This is a genomic window from Aestuariibius violaceus, assembly GCF_040779325.2.
GTDB lineage: Bacteria > Pseudomonadota > Alphaproteobacteria > Rhodobacterales > Rhodobacteraceae > Aestuariibius > Aestuariibius violaceus.
Genome location: NZ_JBFONT020000004.1, coordinates 40,947 through 57,756, shown reverse-complemented (window position 1 = coordinate 57,756; position 16,810 = coordinate 40,947). Strand labels below are relative to the sequence as shown.

The 16,810-nt window shown below is 62.8% G+C and carries 19 protein-coding genes and 1 riboswitch; of the genes, 10 read left to right on the top strand and 9 right to left on the bottom strand.

What is annotated here, in order from left to right:
* Positions 1-381: 381 nt before the first annotated feature.
* The 3 genes from AADZ90_RS14160 to AADZ90_RS14150 all read right to left on the bottom strand — a co-directional run bounded on the left by AADZ90_RS14160 (position 382) and on the right by AADZ90_RS14150 (position 2,421).
* Complete coding sequence (locus AADZ90_RS14160) at positions 382-720, bottom strand: hypothetical protein (RefSeq protein WP_367310874.1); 339 nt, start codon at positions 718-720, stop codon at positions 382-384.
* A gap of 67 nt (positions 721-787) precedes the next feature.
* Positions 788-1,489: a glutathione S-transferase N-terminal domain-containing protein gene (locus tag AADZ90_RS14155; RefSeq protein WP_367310875.1), complete on the bottom strand. Its 702-nt coding sequence runs from the start codon at positions 1,487-1,489 to the stop codon at positions 788-790.
* A gap of 29 nt (positions 1,490-1,518) precedes the next feature.
* On the bottom strand, positions 1,519-2,421 hold the full coding sequence (locus tag AADZ90_RS14150) for an alpha/beta fold hydrolase (protein WP_367310876.1): 903 nt from the start codon (positions 2,419-2,421) through the stop codon (positions 1,519-1,521).
* 123 nt (positions 2,422-2,544) lie between these two features.
* A riboswitch (SAM riboswitch) is annotated at positions 2,545-2,622 on the top strand.
* A gap of 45 nt (positions 2,623-2,667) precedes the next feature.
* On the opposite strand from AADZ90_RS14150, the gene metZ reads away from it, so the two are divergent.
* Positions 2,668-3,828, top strand: a complete 1,161-nt coding sequence (metZ, locus tag AADZ90_RS14145; protein ID WP_367310877.1) for an O-succinylhomoserine sulfhydrylase — start codon at positions 2,668-2,670, stop codon at positions 3,826-3,828.
* Between the two features lie 69 nt (positions 3,829-3,897).
* Here the strand turns inward: metZ and AADZ90_RS14140 are convergent, their stop codons facing one another.
* From AADZ90_RS14140 to AADZ90_RS14130, 3 genes are read right to left on the bottom strand one after another with little or no spacing between them, the layout of a single operon-like run.
* A complete protein-coding gene (locus AADZ90_RS14140; protein ID WP_367310878.1) occupies positions 3,898-4,392 on the bottom strand; it encodes a hypothetical protein in 495 nt (164 codons plus the stop codon).
* Positions 4,389-5,273 (bottom strand): LysM peptidoglycan-binding domain-containing protein, encoded by an 885-nt coding sequence (locus AADZ90_RS14135; protein WP_367310879.1) that lies wholly within the window; start codon positions 5,271-5,273, stop codon positions 4,389-4,391. Before AADZ90_RS14135 ends, AADZ90_RS14140 begins: the two co-directional genes overlap by 4 nt.
* Positions 5,270-6,292 carry a DUF4123 domain-containing protein gene (locus AADZ90_RS14130; RefSeq protein WP_367310880.1) on the bottom strand — a complete coding sequence of 341 codons (1,023 nt, stop codon included), beginning with the start codon at positions 6,290-6,292 and terminating at the stop codon, positions 5,270-5,272. The genes AADZ90_RS14135 and AADZ90_RS14130 overlap by 4 nt, the downstream gene beginning before the upstream one ends.
* A 488-nt stretch (positions 6,293-6,780) precedes the next feature.
* Between AADZ90_RS14130 and folE2 the strand changes: the two genes are divergently transcribed.
* Positions 6,781-7,884 (top strand): GTP cyclohydrolase FolE2, encoded by a 1,104-nt coding sequence (gene folE2 / locus AADZ90_RS14125; protein WP_367310881.1) that lies wholly within the window; start codon positions 6,781-6,783, stop codon positions 7,882-7,884.
* An 82-nt stretch (positions 7,885-7,966) separates the two neighbouring features.
* Entirely contained in the window at positions 7,967-9,664 is a 1,698-nt protein-coding gene (locus tag AADZ90_RS14120) for a SulP family inorganic anion transporter (RefSeq protein WP_367310882.1), read from the top strand.
* Here AADZ90_RS14120 and glyA read toward each other — a convergent pair.
* The gene (gene glyA, locus AADZ90_RS14115) at positions 9,649-10,944 is read right to left on the bottom strand and encodes a serine hydroxymethyltransferase (RefSeq protein ID WP_367310883.1); all 1,296 of its coding nucleotides are present in this window, start codon (positions 10,942-10,944) and stop codon (positions 9,649-9,651) included. The two genes, AADZ90_RS14120 and glyA, sit on opposite strands and share 16 nt — an antisense overlap.
* Positions 10,945-11,093: 149 nt before the next feature.
* Between glyA and AADZ90_RS14110 the strand changes: the two genes are divergently transcribed.
* The 3 genes from AADZ90_RS14110 (at position 11,094) to AADZ90_RS14100 (ending at position 13,354) form a co-directional block, all read left to right on the top strand.
* Positions 11,094-11,861, top strand: a complete 768-nt coding sequence (locus AADZ90_RS14110; protein ID WP_367310884.1) for an NAD kinase — start codon at positions 11,094-11,096, stop codon at positions 11,859-11,861.
* Positions 11,862-12,011: 150 nt separating this feature from the next.
* Positions 12,012-12,920 carry a calcium/sodium antiporter gene (locus AADZ90_RS14105; RefSeq protein ID WP_367310885.1) on the top strand — a complete coding sequence of 303 codons (909 nt, stop codon included), beginning with the start codon at positions 12,012-12,014 and terminating at the stop codon, positions 12,918-12,920.
* A gap of 68 nt (positions 12,921-12,988) precedes the next feature.
* Positions 12,989-13,354 (top strand): NADH-quinone oxidoreductase subunit A, encoded by a 366-nt coding sequence (locus AADZ90_RS14100; RefSeq protein ID WP_367310886.1) that lies wholly within the window; start codon positions 12,989-12,991, stop codon positions 13,352-13,354.
* 100 nt (positions 13,355-13,454) lie between these two features.
* Here AADZ90_RS14100 and AADZ90_RS14095 read toward each other — a convergent pair whose 3' ends face one another.
* On the bottom strand, positions 13,455-13,742 hold the full coding sequence (locus tag AADZ90_RS14095) for an SH3 domain-containing protein (protein WP_367310887.1): 288 nt from the start codon (positions 13,740-13,742) through the stop codon (positions 13,455-13,457).
* Between the two features lie 158 nt (positions 13,743-13,900).
* A complete protein-coding gene (locus AADZ90_RS14090) occupies positions 13,901-14,434 on the bottom strand; it encodes a hypothetical protein (protein WP_367310888.1) in 534 nt (177 codons plus the stop codon).
* A gap of 142 nt (positions 14,435-14,576) precedes the next feature.
* Here AADZ90_RS14090 and AADZ90_RS14085 point away from each other — a divergent pair, with 142 nt between their 5' ends.
* The 4 genes from AADZ90_RS14085 to AADZ90_RS14070 are packed head-to-tail and all read left to right on the top strand — an operon-like array spanning position 14,577 to position 16,807.
* Positions 14,577-15,110, top strand: coding sequence for a NuoB/complex I 20 kDa subunit family protein (locus tag AADZ90_RS14085; protein ID WP_367310889.1), 534 nt, complete (start codon positions 14,577-14,579; stop codon positions 15,108-15,110).
* A 25-nt stretch (positions 15,111-15,135) separates the two neighbouring features.
* Entirely contained in the window at positions 15,136-15,744 is a 609-nt protein-coding gene (locus AADZ90_RS14080; protein ID WP_367310952.1) for an NADH-quinone oxidoreductase subunit C, read from the top strand.
* A gap of 5 nt (positions 15,745-15,749) precedes the next feature.
* The gene (locus tag AADZ90_RS14075) at positions 15,750-16,634 is read left to right on the top strand and encodes a sulfotransferase family protein (RefSeq protein WP_367310890.1); all 885 of its coding nucleotides are present in this window, start codon (positions 15,750-15,752) and stop codon (positions 16,632-16,634) included.
* Positions 16,634-16,807, top strand: a complete 174-nt coding sequence (locus AADZ90_RS14070) for a hypothetical protein (protein ID WP_367310891.1) — start codon at positions 16,634-16,636, stop codon at positions 16,805-16,807. Before AADZ90_RS14075 ends, AADZ90_RS14070 begins: the two co-directional genes overlap by 1 nt.
* Positions 16,808-16,810: the final 3 nt, after the last annotated feature.

The window sequence follows — 16,810 nt, the reverse complement described above, 5'->3', positions numbered from 1 at the left end:
GCTTCCGGCTGGCCAATAGGTCGGCTTGATCTTTCGGGGGAAGGCGCCGCGCAAAGCGCCCGCCCGACGGTCACGCCGGGCATCGCCCGACCTCCGCCAGGAGGGCGATTTTGCAACGTTCCAAGCGGCACAACGCTAGAAGCACTTGATGCCGCCTTACACAGTCCAGCTGCGACAACGCCCTCCAGGTCGGGCGATACCCTCATCGCCCATGCCCTTCTGTTCAGTGCGTCGAACACTCACGCCTGAAGTCGTCCACCGGATGATGTCCAAGACACCGCCCACCGCTTCGGGTCGGGCGATGCCCTCATCCCTGGAGTGTGTTTTCTCGGAGGTCCCGCTTCTTTGTATGGAGAGCGCTGGGACCAGCCGACCCCCTCTTCAAGCGATCTCCCGAAAGCTGTGCACATGCCGGCTCATTTTTCCGCGCCCGCGCGCGTTTCCCGAGAAGGCCGGCTTGCGCACCGTATCGAGCTGCCGCGGCGTGATGGGCGCATCGAAGATCAGTCCCGTGACCTCCCCGCGGCGCCACGCCACCCGGGCCGCGACGGGCTGCCCCAGCACCTCGAACCGAACGGCCTCGCCCTTTGTCAGGCCGGCAAGCCCCTCGGCCCGCGCGCCCTTCTCCGTCACGTCGAGGATGCAGGCGTCGCGCACCCCCTCCGACACAGTCATCTCGACATCGAACCGGCATACATACCGGCGAGACCGGAACCTCATAACCAACACTCCGAACTGGTCGCTACCGGTTCAGACTGGCCTGCCGATCCTTAAGAATCGGTTGAAGCTACGCGCGCTTGCCGAACAACACGCTCTGCGCCTTGCGGTCGCTTTCGATATTCGATCGCTTCTCGGCAGCAATGGCACGCCCGCGCTGCACGCCGTCCCGCGCGCCGACCAGATCAAGCCAGCGGGCCATGTTCGGCTTGTCGTCGAGGCTCTGCTGCTGGCCTTCCCAGAGCGACGCCCAGGGCCAGATCGCCATATCGGCAATGGTGAACTCCGCGCCTGCCACATACTCGTGATCCGCCAATTGCCGGTCGAGCACACCATAGAGCCGCGCCACCTCGCCCCTATATCGGTCCTTCGCGTAGGGCAGGTCGTTCGGTGGATCCATCGCGGGCGCGTATTTCAGGAAATGATGTGCTTGGCCCGCCATCGGGCCAAGGCCGCCCATCTGCCACATCAGCCACTGGTCGACGGCGATCCGGTCCCGTTCCGTCGCGCCGCCGAAGCGGCCGGTTTTGCGGGCCAGATATTGCAGGATCGCGCCTGACTCGAAAATCGAAATCGGCGCCCCGTCCGGACCCTCCGGATCGACGATGGCTGGCATCCGGTTGTTCGGCGCGATCTTCAGGAAGTCGGGCGCGAACTGCTCTCCCTTGCCGATATCGATCAGATGCAGGTTATAGGGCAGCCCCATCTCTTCCAGCGCGATGGTGATCTTCCAGCCATTCGGCGTGGGCCAGTAGTAAAGTTCGATGGCCATGGGGCCCTCCCGTCAGAATGTTCTGGCGGTCAGGATGGCGTCTTTCGCGCGAACGGCAAGGGGGCGGGCGGTGCAAGAAGTCGTGTCCACCGCCGCTGCTGGGCGCCGGGAAGGGCGGCGCGCAGCACCCTCAGGGGCAGCTGCTCGGGTCGCCGCAGAAGCGCCTGATAGAACGGAAAAAGGCCGGGGCGCAGATAGACCGACCAATGGCAGATCCGCTGCGCGGGCGGGGCGATGGGATAGCCGAAGTCGCGCAGGGCCGCGGCGGTGCCCGGATGGTCGATCTCGATATCGACCCAGTTCGGCCGCTCCTCGGCCAGCCCGTGGCCCAGCGTCCGCCGCCAGATGTTCAAGGGCGACAGCACCCGCTCGGCCATCAGGTCGAACAGGTCGTTCTCGCGGCTGGTGACGTTGAAGACCTCCGCACTCCGCCCGGCGGGCGTCTCCAGCGCCTCCGCCGCCCGGTCGCGGAACTCGGCCCCGGTCAGCAGGATCATCCGGTCGACCGCGCCCCGGTTAAGATGGCCAAGCGCCGACAGGGCCACCCGCGCGCCCAGCGAGTGGGCAAAGATATGAACGGGCCGCTCCGGCTGCGCCTCCTTCAAGGCCGCGATCTCCGCCGCCAGCCGCTCTCCTGCCACGCCCGCCCGCAGATATGCTTGCCCCAGAGTGCCTCGCCCGTTCCACCCGAAGGCCACGGCCGTCCCCGCATCGCCCGGGCGCCCAAAGCCCAGCCGCCGCGGCCAGCTGACAACGCGCTCTGCCCCGGTCCGCGGATCGAGCGACAGCAGCAGATCGTGCGGGCAGGAGTGCGGATGGCCCGGCGCATACTTGAACCCGTGGATCATCACGATCACCGGCCCCTCCGCGGATGCGGCACGCGCGGCGTCCCCCGGCTTTCCGTCTTCGGCGCTGATGTTGATCAGTGTCATGATCCGAACCACCAGATGTTGGTGTCGCGCGTAGGCCGCGCATGTCTCAGGACGATGACGGCAACGTATCAACAACATGACATCGCACCGCGCGTTGCTTGACCACCACGCGCGCCCCGGCTAATCCGCTGATGTGGCGATTTGTGACCGGATTGCGGGCCACGTTAAACATACCGCTAAAGAGGTCGGGGTCAGCCCCGGTGCCTCTTTGCGCTCCGGGGTTTTTTGATGCCGGGAGGCACCCGAATGACCGACTGGTCGAAACAGACGAAGGCCGTCCATACCGGCATCCGCCGCTCGCAATACGGCGAGGTCAGCGAGGCAATCTTCCTCACCCAGGGCTTCGTCTACGACACAGCCGAGGCCGCCGAGGCGCGCTTCCTGCAATCCGGCCCCGACGAGTTCATCTATGCCCGCTACGGCAACCCCACCGTCGCCATGTTCGAGGACCGCATCGCCGCCATCGAAGGGGCCGAGGATGCCTTCGCCACCGCTTCCGGCATGGCCGCGGTCAACGGCGCGCTGATGTCGATGCTCAAGGCGGGCGATCACGTGGTGTCGGCGCGCGCGCTCTTCGGGTCCTGCCTCTATATCCTCGAGGAAATCCTCCCCCGCTTCGGGGTCGAGGTCACCTTCGTCGACGGCACCGACCTCTCGGCCTGGGAGGCTGCGATCCGCCCCGACACCAAGGCCGTCTTCTTCGAAAGCCTCTCCAACCCCGCGCTCGAGGTGATCGACATCGCCGCTGTCTCCGACCTCGCCCACGCACACGGCGCGATGGTGATCGTCGACAACGTCTTCGCGACGCCCGTCTTCTCGAACGCCATCGCCCAGGGCGCAGACGTCGTCGTCTATTCCGCGACCAAGCATATCGATGGGCAGGGCAGGGCGCTCGGCGGTGTCATCCTCGGGACGACCGACTACATCCGCAAGACCGTCGAGCCCTACCTCAAGCATACCGGCGCCGCGATGAGCCCCTTCACCGCCTGGATGCTCCTCAAGGGGCTCGAGACCATGAGCCTCCGCGTCCGCGCCCAGGCCGCCACGGCCCGGACCCTGGCCGAGGCCCTCGCCTCCCGGACCCGCACCATCTATCCCGGCCTGCCAGACCACCCCCAGCACGCGCTTACGATGACCCAGATGGGCAGCGGCGGCACCGTCCTCTCCATCGACGTCGGCTCCAAAGAGACCGCCTTCCGCACCCTCAACGCGCTGAAGATCTTCACGATCTCCAATAATCTCGGCGACGCCAAAAGCATCGTCACCCACCCGGCCACGACGACCCACCAGCGCCTGCCTGACGAACAGAAAGACGCCCTTGGCATCACCCCCGGCCTCATCCGCATCAGCTGCGGGCTAGAGGATGCGGGGGATTTGCTGGCAGATCTGCAAAGCGCATTGACGTAAGGCTGCCTATGAACCTCAAGGACCCGTCGCGAAACATCGATCGCAGGAGGCACGAATATACCGGGTGTTTTACGGGGCGGGGCAGGAAACTGCAGCTAACTCAAAAACTCGATCCTCGGGCCCGAGGGTAAGTCGCTGATCAACCGGCACGGTGACAGTGGTCGGCCCGTTCCTGGGGTAAGCTGAAAGGTCAATGCGCAGACCGTCGGCGATCGGGGCCGCGAAAATTGGCTGATCTCCACAGGTTTCTCCTGTGCCACAATAGCCTTCCTGCGTGCAGCAACCGTAGATAACGTACCCATCAGGTTGTCCCGACAGGCCTAGGCCCAACTCGAAAGTAAAACCTTCGCCGGCAGATGTTCCATTGGGGCTTTCAACGCTCTTTGTCAGCGCAAAAACCAAGTCTGCTATGGTTGTCTGGAGCCCGTCGGGCTCTGCGGTCGCGGCAAAGCAGGCCGATTGCTCATCTTCCAGCCCGGCGTAGAGCTTCGACAGGTCGTCATTGCCTCCCGCTCCGGCACCAGTGGCGAGGAAGGGCACCAGTATCAAAGCCTGTGGTTTCAAAACTCATCCTCCGATGTGCCGTGACGCGTCCAACTGGGCGTTTGCCGACCGTGCTCGTAATTCTCCACAAGAAGATAGACTGTTTCGAAGCCCATGGTCACCGTGGGATAGACGATGTTGTAAAACGGAATGATCTGCCTGTAGCCGACCACGATACACCCTGCCGATCCATTCGCGTTTGCGTCTTCGTGAAAAACGAAACCCGATCGTCCACCGAGACCTGTAGGCAGATGGATATTGGTGATTGCCCAGCCACCTGAGCCATAGTCCGCTGTCTCGTTCCAGTTATTGACGGCCACCCGATCACGATCGGCGAGATCTCTGTTATGGTGGGTGAACTTGCCACGACTGTCATACTCGACACGTCCGTCGTTGGGATCCGGATCTGAGGCGCGCCAATGATTGAAATCCAGCCGCCAGGATCCGTGAGGTGTGGGCCCGCGATTTGACGTATGTTCGTATTCTCGCGAATTATGATTGGGGATCCCAGCCATCGCATCCTCAGACAGGCGAAGCGTCACTTCTGTTGACGTCTTATTCCCGTTAATCCAGTTTAGAAACGTCGTATAATTTGCTGCCGCCGCCTCCAATGCAGGCCAGAGCTTTGGATTCACTTCGTAAAGCCGGATCACACTGCCATCGAAATGCAAGAAAACCGGACCTTGGCAGTTACAAGTTTGGTCTGGCGGTATGTCTTCTGCATTCGCCTCGGCCTCGGCCGCAGCTGATCCATCTTCCGGCCGCTGAATGACCTGTCCTTCACGGATCATGCCGGGATCCGTAATCTGCGGATTGGCTTCAAGTATATCGGCTAACGGCACGCTCCATTCGCGGGCCAGTGCACCCAGGCTGTCGCCTGCTTCGATCGTGTAATTGCTCATGAAACCAGGGCTCCGGCAGGGCCGCTAAAGGCTGCTTCAAACTGTTCTTCTATCAAACTCACTTTGCGGCTGTCGCGCAGGTCGGACCGCAGGATGCGGGCGACATGCCCATCTGGTCCGAAATCCTCGACATGCCGCCCCAGGAGAAGCTCCCAACGAACAAGACGGGCGACATCGGGGCCAGACGTCACACCATAGGCGCGCAGTTTCCGGATCGTTCCGATAGCTTGCTGAATAGCGTCTTCGGGGTCACGTCCAGCCAACGCGTCTGGATTGCGCGTGTGAAGCCCCCAAACCACATAGGACGCCCGGTCACGCAGGATTCCTTCATAAAGCGCATCCTTGTCACGACTGGAAAGGGGTGTCTGGGCGCGCGCTTTGACTGGGCTCCCCGACAGCGACTGTTCTGAAGCCAGGCAATGGTAAGCGTAACCGTAGACAGGCAGCAAATACTCGATGCGCTCGCCGCTTGCTGTCTGGAACCAGGTATGAGCTGCTTGTTTCGGATCTGCGACCCAGCGGAAGTATTCGAGCATGGGAGCAGCTTCCCAAAAACGAAGGAAGAATGCCTTGCCATCGTCATCCTTCCACCGGCTCAGTTTTCGGAAATGCGTTCGCATTTCGTCAAAGGACACTGGCCCGGTGACGTAAATCCCTGGCTTGCGATTCCAGAAATGCCAAGGTGCCTCTTTGCCCGGCACGTGAGTCCAAAGGTTGCGGGTCAGGGAGCTTCCGGGAAGAAGTTGGACGATCCAGGGCGCAACATCTGCCAGATTTCTTCCAACCTGTCCTTGAAACAGGCAAACCGCACGAAGCCCCTCGGCATCGCATAGGTCAGGAAGAGTGCCGTTGAACCGTCCATTGTCCAGTATGGCATAAGTTCCAATGGACTCGTCAGAAAAAAGGATCGGTTCTAACGGGATCGGCACCGATGCATCAGCGACAGCGTCGTTAAGTGGTGGCACAGGCCCGACTTGACGAAGCTCCAGCCCGGTGCTCTGCAGATTGACTAATGACATATCATGATGACTTCAACGAAAGCGACGTTCAGCTTGGATCAAAAATCGCCGGTCTGCAACGGTTTTGCTTGGCTGAAGCGAGGTAAGCGGAAAATAGTGTCCTCAGATTAAGCAGTCCATTTTGTACGTGTTTCGAACAATGATTTCCCTGAGATCCTCATTGATTCCGCCCGTTGCGGCCGCAATTCACCGCACGCCCCATTAACCCGGGTCAGTTGCGCCCGCCCCTCCGACGTGATGCCGACCAGATACCGACCGAATGCCGCATCCCCGTTTTCCCTCGTTAACCAGCAAATCCAGCCCGATTCGCCGCTCACGGCCGTTGCCGTCGAAAACCCCGCCGTCCGCACCGCTCAGACCCCGTTTACCTCTGTGGCGCTGCTGACAGGTCCGGTCAGCAGCCTGCGGCGTATTACCGGCATAATCTATGGAAATGGGGTGAAAACGCCCCATATGTGAGCTCCGCGACAGGGGGGAGAGGGACGGCCATGAACCTGCACACAACGGATTTCGACCGCGAGCCCACCCGGGAAGAGGCCGCGAATGCCCTTGCGCTGTTGCGCCACTGGGCCGGTGGCGTCACCCCGGAAGAGGTCGCGACGCTCGACCCCATGGTCTCCCGCCTGCTGCCGGGCCGGGAGGTGTCGAATTATCCAGCCCTCGCAAGAGCTTACCCCGACGCCTTCGTGGTTGATGAGGACTACAAGGCCTCCATGCCCGACCTGCAGAACGGCCCTGCGTCGCTGATCCGCGGCGCCAGGCAGCAGATCCAGCATGTCGGCATCTCGAACTTCCGCCTCCCCATCCGGTTCCACACCCGCGACAACGGCGACCTGACGCTCGAGACCTCCGTCACCGGCACCGTATCTTTGGATGCCGAGACGAAGGGCATCAACATGTCGCGTATCATGCGGACCTTCTACCGCCGCGCGGAAGAGACGTTCTCTTTCGAGGTGATCGAGGCGGCACTCGACGACTACAAGGCCGATCTCGAAAGCTTCGATGCCCGCATCCAGATGGCGTTTTCCTTCCCGATGAAGGTGCAAAGCCTCCGCTCCGGCCTTGAGGGCTACCAGTATTACAACATCGCGCTCGAGGTCGTGGATCGCGACGGAATTCGCAAGAAAATCATCCATTTGGACTATGTCTATTCCTCGACCTGCCCCTGTTCGCTCGAGCTTTCCGAACATGCCCGTCAGGTCCGCGGCCAGCTCGCCACCCCCCATTCGCAGCGGTCAGTCGCGCGCATCTCTGTCGAACTCGATCACGACGCGACCTGCCTCTGGTTCGAGGACCTCATCGAGCTCTACCGCCGCGCCGTTCCGACCGAGACCCAGGTGATGGTCAAGCGCGAGGACGAACAGGCCTTCGCTGAACTCAACGCCGCCAACCCGATCTTCGTCGAGGACGCGGCCCGGTCGTTCTGCGAACAGCTCCTCGCCGAGCCGCGCATCGGCGACTTCCGCGTGGTGGCGAGCCATCAGGAAAGTCTGCATTCCCACGACGCCGTTAGCGTCCTGACCGAAGGCGACACGTTCGATGCGGAAAGCCTCGATCCGAAGCTCTTCGACACGCTGATCCATCGGGGTTGACGCCGAGGCGTGGGGCTTCGTCCAGGTTAGTTTCGCAAAAACAAAGCGTTGCCAAGCGGACGCACCGTCATACTTGGCCAGCATGACGGATTATCTTCCGCTTTGGACGAAGGGCTATAGCGCAAAGTCTTTCGGTAGCGACGCGCTGGCGGGTGCGATCCTTGCGATCCTGCTGATCCCGCAGGCGATGGCCTATGCGCTGCTGGCGGGCCTGCCGCCGCAGATGGGCCTTTACACGGCAATCATCCCGCCACTCCTCTACGCGCTTCTGGGGCAAAGCGCCTTCGTCTCGGTCGGACCGGTCGCGCTCGCTTCGCTTCTCGTCGCCGACGCGATCGGGCAAAGCGATTTGCCCCCGCCCGAGGCCGCAGCGATCATCGCGATCGAAGTCGGTATCGTCCTGCTTCTGCTCGGTATTTTTCGCCTCGGGCGTCTGGTCAACTTCGTGAGCGAACCGGCGCTGCTGGGCTTCACCGCTGGCGCCGCGATCCTGATCGCGGTCAGCCAGATCCCCCCGTTTCTGGGCCTTGACGTCCCCCGTTCCGGAACCCTGCCGGGCGCCGTCCAGGCGCTCTGGTCGGCGGGCGCGATCCATCTGCCGACTGTCTTGATCGGGGCGGCCGTCCTCGCCTCTCTGCTGCTGGCAGACCGCTACTGCGCGGCGGGCCTTTGGCGCCTCGGCATCCGGCCTCCCTTCCGGCTCGCCCTCGTCAAGAGCGTCCCGCTTCTGGTCATCTCGGTTGCCGCCTTCGCCGCGCTCTATGCGCCCGACGTCGCGACGGTCGATGCGCCGGAAGGTCAGGTCTTCACGCTCACGCTCCCGCCCCTTGACCCTGCACCCTGGCTTTCCCTTCTGGGGTCGAGCGCGGTCATCGCCGTCATCGTATTCGTCACTGGAACGGCGGTCGCCAAGTCGCTCTCAAGCCGCCGCCGCAGACCGCTGGATACCGACAGAGAGGCGCTTGCCGTCGGCGCGGCCAACGTCGCCGCGGGCTTCACTGGCGGCTATGCCGCGGGCGTCAGCCTCAGCCGCTCGGCGCTCGTTTTCGATACCGGCGCCCGCTCGCCGCTCGCCACAGCCGTTGCGGGAGCCATCGTCGTCCCGGTCATGCTTTTCGGGGGACCGGCCCTTTCCATGCTGCCTGCAACGGCACTCGCTGCCCTTGTCATCAGTGCGGTCTTCGGCCTCGTGAAGGTGACCGAGATCAAGGCCGTCTGGCAGCACCGCAAGGTCGAGGGCGGGGTGATTGCGGTGGCGTTCCTCGCGACGATCCTGCTTGGCGTGCAATGGGGCCTCGTCGCAGGCGCGGCGGCCGGGGTCCTGACCTTCCTCTGGTTTTCCAGCCTGCCCCGCGTCACTCGCGTGGGCGCCGCCGATGGGGAGGATGACGTCTTCCGCTCGACCGATCGCGACGAGGTGACGGAGGATACGACGCCGGTCATCGTCATCCGCATCGACCGCTCGATCTATTTCGGCAATGTGGGCCACTGCGAAACGCAAATTCTGGATATCCTCGCGCAGGCGAAGGATGCCGAGTGTCTGGTCCTCGATATGCGCGCGGTCAACGAAGTCGATGCCAGCGGCGTTCGGATGATTAACCGTCTCTTCAACAATCTCGAGGAAAAGGACCTCAAGGTTGGGTTCGCGGCGTTGCACGAACCGGTCAAGGACGCGATCTGCAGTTCTGCCAAAGCGCGCATGGCCCCGCACTTCACGACCGTGAAGGAGGGGCTGGAGGAGATGCGCGCGCTTTGCGGCGCCGATCAGAGGTCGGGATAGATCGGGAACTTGGCGCAGAGCGCTTCGACCTCGGCTTTCACCTTGGCTTCGACTGTGCCGTTGCCGTCCGGGCCATTTGCGGCGAGGCCGTCGGTGACCTCGACGATCCAGCGGGCGATCTGGCGGAACTCGTCTTCCGCGAAGCCGCGGGTCGTCCCGGCGGGCGAGCCGAGGCGGATGCCCGATGTGACCATAGGCTTCTCTGGGTCGAAGGGGATGCCGTTCTTGTTGCAGGTGATGTTGGCGCGGCCCAGAGCCTCTTCCGTCGCGTTGCCCTTCACCCCCTTCGGGCGAAGGTCGACAAGCATCACATGGCAATCCGTGCCGCCCGTGACGATGTCCAGGCCGCCCTTCATCAGTTCTTCGGCCAACGCCTGGGCATTCTTGACCACCTGTTCCTGATAGAGCTTGAAGTTCGGCTGCAGCGCCTCACGAAAGGCCACGGCCTTGGCGGCGATGACATGCATCAGGGGACCGCCCTGGATGCCGGGGAAGATCGCCGAATTCACCTTTTTCGCGATTGCTTCGTCATCGGTCAGGATCATCCCGCCACGCGGGCCGCGCAGGGTTTTATGGGTCGTGGTCGTGACGACGTGGGCGTGCGGGAAGGGCGACGGATAGACGCCCGCGGCGATCAAACCCGCAAAATGTGCAACATCTGCAAGGAGATAGGCGCCAACCGTATCGGCAATCTCACGGATCCGCGCAAAGTCGATATGGCGCGGGATGGCCGAGCCCCCCGCGATGATCATCTTCGGCTGATGCTCCGCCGTCAGCGCGGCGATCTGATCGTAGTCGATCTGCGCATCCTCGCGCCGCACGCCATACTGGACTGCATTGAACCACTTGCCCGACTGGTTCGGCTTGGCGCCATGGGTCAGATGCCCGCCCGCATCGAGGCTCATCCCCAGGATCGTGTCGCCCGGCTGGAGCAGCGCCGTGAACACCCCCTGGTTCGCCTGGCTGCCCGAATTGGGCTGAACATTGGCGAAACCACACGCGAACAGCTCTTTCGCCCGCTCGATGGCCAGCGTCTCGGCAATGTCGACATAGTCACAACCGCCATAGTAGCGGCGGCCCGGATAGCCCTCCGCATACTTGTTGGTCATTACACCGCCCTGCGCCTCCATCACCGCGGCAGAGACGATGTTTTCCGAGGCGATCAGCTCGATCTCGGTCTGCTGGCGGTGCAGCTCCTTCTCCATTGCCTCGGCGATCTCGGGGTCGCGGGTGGCGAGTTTCTCGGAAAAGAAGCGGTCGTCGCGGTGCGGGGCGTTCATGGCAGCTCTCCTTCGGGCGCAAGGGATGGGGGTCTTTACGCCAGCGAGCGCGTCGGGAAAAGGCGGCAAAGCGCCGTTTTCCAGATGCTTGCGTTTCCGAAAGGCGCGGGCGACAGTCCATGGGAACCGACCCGTGACGAAAGGCGCCCATGGCCAGGAAGAAGATCGCGTTTCTGGCCAGCGAGGTCGACATCGCGCAAAAGGCGCGCCGCGAGCTGGCGGACCGCTATGGCGACGTCGACCTGGAAGATGCTGATGTGGTCGTTGCGCTGGGCGGGGATGGGTTCATGTTGCAAACACTGCACGGCACCCAGCATCTGGATATACCGACCTACGGGATGAACCGCGGGACGGTCGGTTTCCTGATGAACGAATATGCCGAAGATGATCTGCTCGACCGCCTTGCCGAGGCGGAAGAGGCCGTCATCCACCCCCTGCGGATGGTGGCCGAGACGGTAGGCGGCGAGCGCTGCGAGGCTCTTTCGATCAACGAGGTCAGCTTGCTGCGGTCCGGCCCACAGGCGGCCAAGCTGCGCATTCTCATCGACGGGAAGGAGCGGATGCCGGAGCTTGTCTGCGACGGTGCATTGGTGGCGACGCCTGCAGGATCTACCGCCTACAACTACTCCGCCCACGGTCCGATCTTGCCGATCGGTGCCGACGTGCTGGCCCTGACGGCGATGGCCGCCTTCAGACCCCGGCGATGGCGCGGAGCCTTGCTACCCATGGGCGCCGTCGTGCGGCTGGAGGTTTTGTCGCCCCGGAAACGCCCCGTCATGGCTGATGCTGACAGCAAGCGCTCCGTCCGCGACGTTGCATGGGCCGAGATCCGCAGCGAGCCTGCGATCACCCACCGCCTGCTTTTCGACCCGGGCCATGGCCTGGAAGAGCGGCTGATCCGGGAACAGTTCGTCTAGGGCCGGGTCGGTTCGTCAAAGACAGCGGCGACAGGGCGCCGAGCCTGCCAACACCCCTTGTCCGACCGCCCGGTATTTCCCATTTCGGTGGACGGCGCGGTCTCTCGGCTCTCGGACGGCCCTCGGCAACCAGAGCCGTCGGAGATCCGCGTGGATATCATCCTCATAGTTATCGGTTTCGCCGGCCTGATGCTTGGCGGCGACTGGCTGGTCTCTGGTGCGGTGGGCCTGGCCCGGCGTTGGGGCGTGTCGCCGATGGTGATCGGGCTGACCGTCGTCGGTTTCGGCACCTCGATGCCCGAACTCGTGACGTCGGTCCAGGCGGCCTTGGCTGGTTCACCTGGGATTGCGGTCGGCAACGTGGTGGGGTCGAATATCGCGAACATCCTACTGATCCTCGGCGCCGCCGCGGCTCTTGCGCCCGTCGCCGCGCCATGGCGGGGGATCCGGTGGGACGGCCTTGTCATGCTGGCGGTTTCAATTGGTGCCGCAGCGCTCATCCTGACCGAAGGGCTGGGGCGGCTCGCCGGATTGGGACTTGTGGCCACGCTCGCCGTCTATCTCTTCGCCACGGCCCGCCGAACGGATGGAAGTGTCGGAATCGCCTCCGAACCTTCGGCACCGGTCTGGAAGCTGGCTGCTGGATTTGTGCTTCTGATCGCCGGTGCGCGGGCCCTCGTGATCGGTGCGGTCGGTCTCGCGGGATCGCTGGGCGTGCCAGAGGCGGTGATCGGTCTGACGATCGTTGCGATCGGCACGTCGCTGCCCGAACTCACCGCCTCGATCATCGCCGCGCGGCGCGGTGCGGCTGACATGGCGATTGGCAACGTCGTCGGCTCGAACATCTTCAACATCCTGGGCGTCCTCGGCATCACCGCGCTGATCGCCCCGGTGGGCGGCGGTGGAGCGGTCGGTCTGCGCGACATAGCCGTCATGCTGGCCGCCGCAGGGGCGCTGCTGGCCCTGTCGGCTATGGTGGGCCGCATCAGCCGGGGTGCAGGAATAGCGATGATGGTGCTATATGCAGGCTATCTGGGCTGGCTCGCCGTCGCGGTATGATGCCGCGACCGCGTTGACCCCGCCGCGCTTGCGGCCTAGGACGCAAGGGAGGCAAGCGGAGAGGCATCATGGAAGAGTTGCTGCGGGATTATCTGCCGATCATGATTTTCCTGGGTCTGGCCATCGCGCTGGGACTGGTGCTGATCCTGGCAGCCGTCGTCCTCGCCGTGCGCAATCCGGACCCCGAAAAGGTCTCGGCCTACGAATGCGGCTTCAACGCCTTCGACGACGCGCGGATGAAGTTCGACGTGCGCTTCTACCTCGTCTCGATCCTCTTCATCATCTTCGACCTCGAGGTCGCGTTCCTCTTCCCCTGGGCGGCGGCGTTCGGCGACATCTCGATGGTCGCGTTCTGGTCGATGATGGTCTTCCTCGCGGTTCTGACGATCGGCTTCGCTTATGAGTGGAAGAAAGGCGCGCTCGAGTGGGAGTGATGGGGGAGGCCGCGCGGGCCTATCCCTGAAGCTATTTTTCTCATCTGCGAGACGTTTCTGTCAGGACTTTGCACCTAAGCCCGATGGCATCACGCCAAAATCAGATGTCCGACAGATAGTCGGCGGAGACGTAGCCCTTTATTTGCGGTGCGTCAGCAACCGATACTCGGCACCATAGTTGCCCGATCTCGGTCACGCAGTCGCGCACGTTAAGCTCCGTTCCGTCGGGCAGCCCCATGATGATGCGATATCCAAGACCGGGACCTGCCCGCAGCTTCAGCAACTCGTCCGGTCCCGTTCGCTCGACGACTGTGCGGCTGCCGATACCGGCGTCGCAGTTGGCGAGAAACAGGAAGGACGAAAGGATGCAAAGGGTCCTGCGCGACATCGTTTGACCTCGTTCGTTTTTCTTTCGGGGATAGACCGGGAACGGGGCAAAACCTAGGGGGCTGTCGATTGTGGACCGGAGGCCGTGGCAGGGTGGCTACGCAGCACTGCCTCGCCCTCATTCGGGACATGACCGGTGCAAGCTTCAAAGGAGGTTCTTTACTGCGCGCCGAGAGTGGACAGAATATGTGGTCCGAGCGGGGTCTCCGTTTCTCGTGCCAGCCAGAAAAGTGTCCATACCGCTGAGGCCATTGCGACGGCTTGCTGGCCGGCGTCGTCAAGGCTTTCCGGCCTTTCCCGGCCTTGCAGGTCCTCTATCTTCGCCAGCAGCTCCGACCGCCGTTCGGGGTATCCGTGACCGAAGAAACCTTTCGCTTCGACGTTCTGCGGGAGGTCTGCGACGGCCACTTGCAGGAAGTCGACGCTTCGTCGGACTTCGAAGTGAATGCAATCGATCGCTTGTGACGGCAGGGTGCGTGTGCTGCGTCCCACGCAGAGGTTTCCCATGCGTTCGAGACAGGTGGACTGAAGCGTGTTCCGGAACTGGTCGTCGGCATCCTCGACCGCATACATGCAAGCCACGTAGTTCGCGCTGCCCGTCTGGGATACGGTTCCGGGTGGCGTGGTGTCTTGTGCGTGAACGGGTAAAGCCGCCGCAGTGAAGGCCAGAATGAAGGCAATGCCGTTGTTCATGAGCCTTGTTTCTAACCTATGACTTCCAACCATCAATGGTGCGGTCCCCATTTTCGATCCAAGGCTGACGCGACCGGGCGACACGTTGACCCTTTTCGCGCACAGCATTAGGTGAGGCAGGTGGCCATCGAAAGGGTGCAGTATGAGCGTTATGACCGGGCCGAACACTGCCGGGTTCGATCGCGAGGTTTCGACGCAGACCTTGAACAAGGAGCTGCAGGACAAGGGGTTCCTGCTGACCTCGACCGAGGATGTGATCAACTGGGCGCGGACAGGGTCTCTGCACTGGATGACCTTCGGGCTGGCCTGTTGCGCGGTCGAGATGATGCATACCTCCATGCCGCGCTATGACCTTGAGCGGTTCGGGACGGCGCCCCGCGCTTCCCCCCGGCAATCGGACTTGATGATCGTGGCGGGCACGCTGACCAACAAGATGGCGCCCGCCCTACGTAAGGTCTACGATCAGATGCCCGAGCCGCGCTACGTGATCTCGATGGGGTCCTGCGCCAATGGTGGCGGCTATTACCATTACAGCTATTCCGTCGTGCGCGGCTGCGATCGGATCGTACCGGTCGATATCTACGTGCCCGGATGCCCGCCGACGGCGGAGGCACTATTGTACGGGATCCTGCAATTGCAGCGGAAGATCCGCCGAACCGGCACGATCGTTCGCTAGGGGAGAGATGAGTATGGCCGACGAGGTGATAGAAGCGCTGGAAGAGCTTGGCGCGCATATCGAGGTGAAGCGGCCCGATTGCGTGCTTTCGTGGGGCGTGTCCCATGGCGAGCTAACGGTCGATGTGGCGCTGTCCTCCCTACGCGGGCTGGTGGAGTTTCTGAAGACCGACAGCGCCTGCCAGTTCTCGACGCTGATCGACATCACGGCGGTCGACTATCCTGCGCGGGCCAAGCGGTTCGACGTGATCTATCATTTCCTGAGCATGTACCAGAACCAGCGTATCCGCCTGCGGGTGCAAGTGCGCGAGGAGGACATGGTGCCCTCGATCATCGAGGTGCATCCGTCGGCCAACTGGTTCGAACGCGAGGTCTTCGACATGTTCGGCCTGATATTTTCGGGCCATCCGGATCTGCGGCGGATCCTCACTGATTACGGTTTCCGCGGCTATCCGTTGCGCAAGGATTTCCCGACAACGGGCTATACCGAGGTCCGCTATGACGAGGGGCTCAAGCGCGTGGTCTATGAGCCGGTGAAACTGGTGCAGGAATACCGGCAGTTCGACTTCATGAGCCCATGGGAGGGTGCCGAATACATCCTGCCGGGCGACGAGAAGTCGGAGGCCAAGGGCTAGGCTCATTGTCTGGGCCGGTTCTTCTTTACGGGGTCGGAGCTGCGAAAGCGGGGACGTCCTGGCTCTACCGCTACCTTCATGACCGCGAAGATTGCTGCCTGCCGGCGATCAAGGAGCTTCATTACTGGAATACGTTCGATGCGAAGCCTCAGGCGAGGCAGGTCAAGACGTTCCGCCGCCAGATCGCACAGTTTCACGTACGGCGAGCCGATGCTCTGGCGGGGGGGCGGCCCTGGCAGGTCGCCAATCTCGACCGTCAGATCGACGAGATGGGGGAATTGATCGCGGTTCTCGAGGATCGTCGGTCGGATCACGGCCCCTACCGCGATTTCCTTATGGCGCAGTCGGGGGAGGCCAAGGTGGTCGCCGATATCACGCCAGCCTATGGCCTCTTACCGTCCGAAGGCTTGAAGGAGATGGCGCAGTCCGCCTCGGACGTGCGGTTCCTTTTGCTGCTTCGCGATCCTGTCGCGCGGCTCTGGAGCCATGCCCGGATGCTCGCCGAACGGCGCGGCGGCGACGAGCCATTGGAGGAGCGGGCAGAGCGCATCCTTAATCGGGTCATGCGCGGGGGAGAAACCCATATCGCAAACCGCGGTAACTACGCCGCGATCACCGCTCGGCTCGAAGCTGTCGTTCCGGAAGGGCGGCGACTGATCGTCTTTACCGAGGACATCTGGGATGGTCCGGGACGGGCTGCGATCTGCACCTTTCTGGGCCTGCCAGACCAGCCGGGACCGGACCGTCAGATCAACGTAGGACCTGCAGTCGAGATCCCCTCCGACAGACGCCGGGCGGTAGCGACTTTCCTCGCGCCACATTACAGGTGGGCCGAAGAGCGCTTCGGGCGGCTACCGGACGCATGGGCGCGGCATATGGAGATGGTGTAATGCTACTCTATCTGGTGATTTACGCGGTCCTTGTGATTCCGCCCTTCTGGATATTGCTGCCGCGCCACGGTATTCCACCCTACGCGGCAATCATGGCGATCTTTCCGATCCTCGCGGTCGGGTTGCTCTGGCTGATGGCGTTTTCGGACCGGTTGAACCTGAAAGGTAAGTGACGA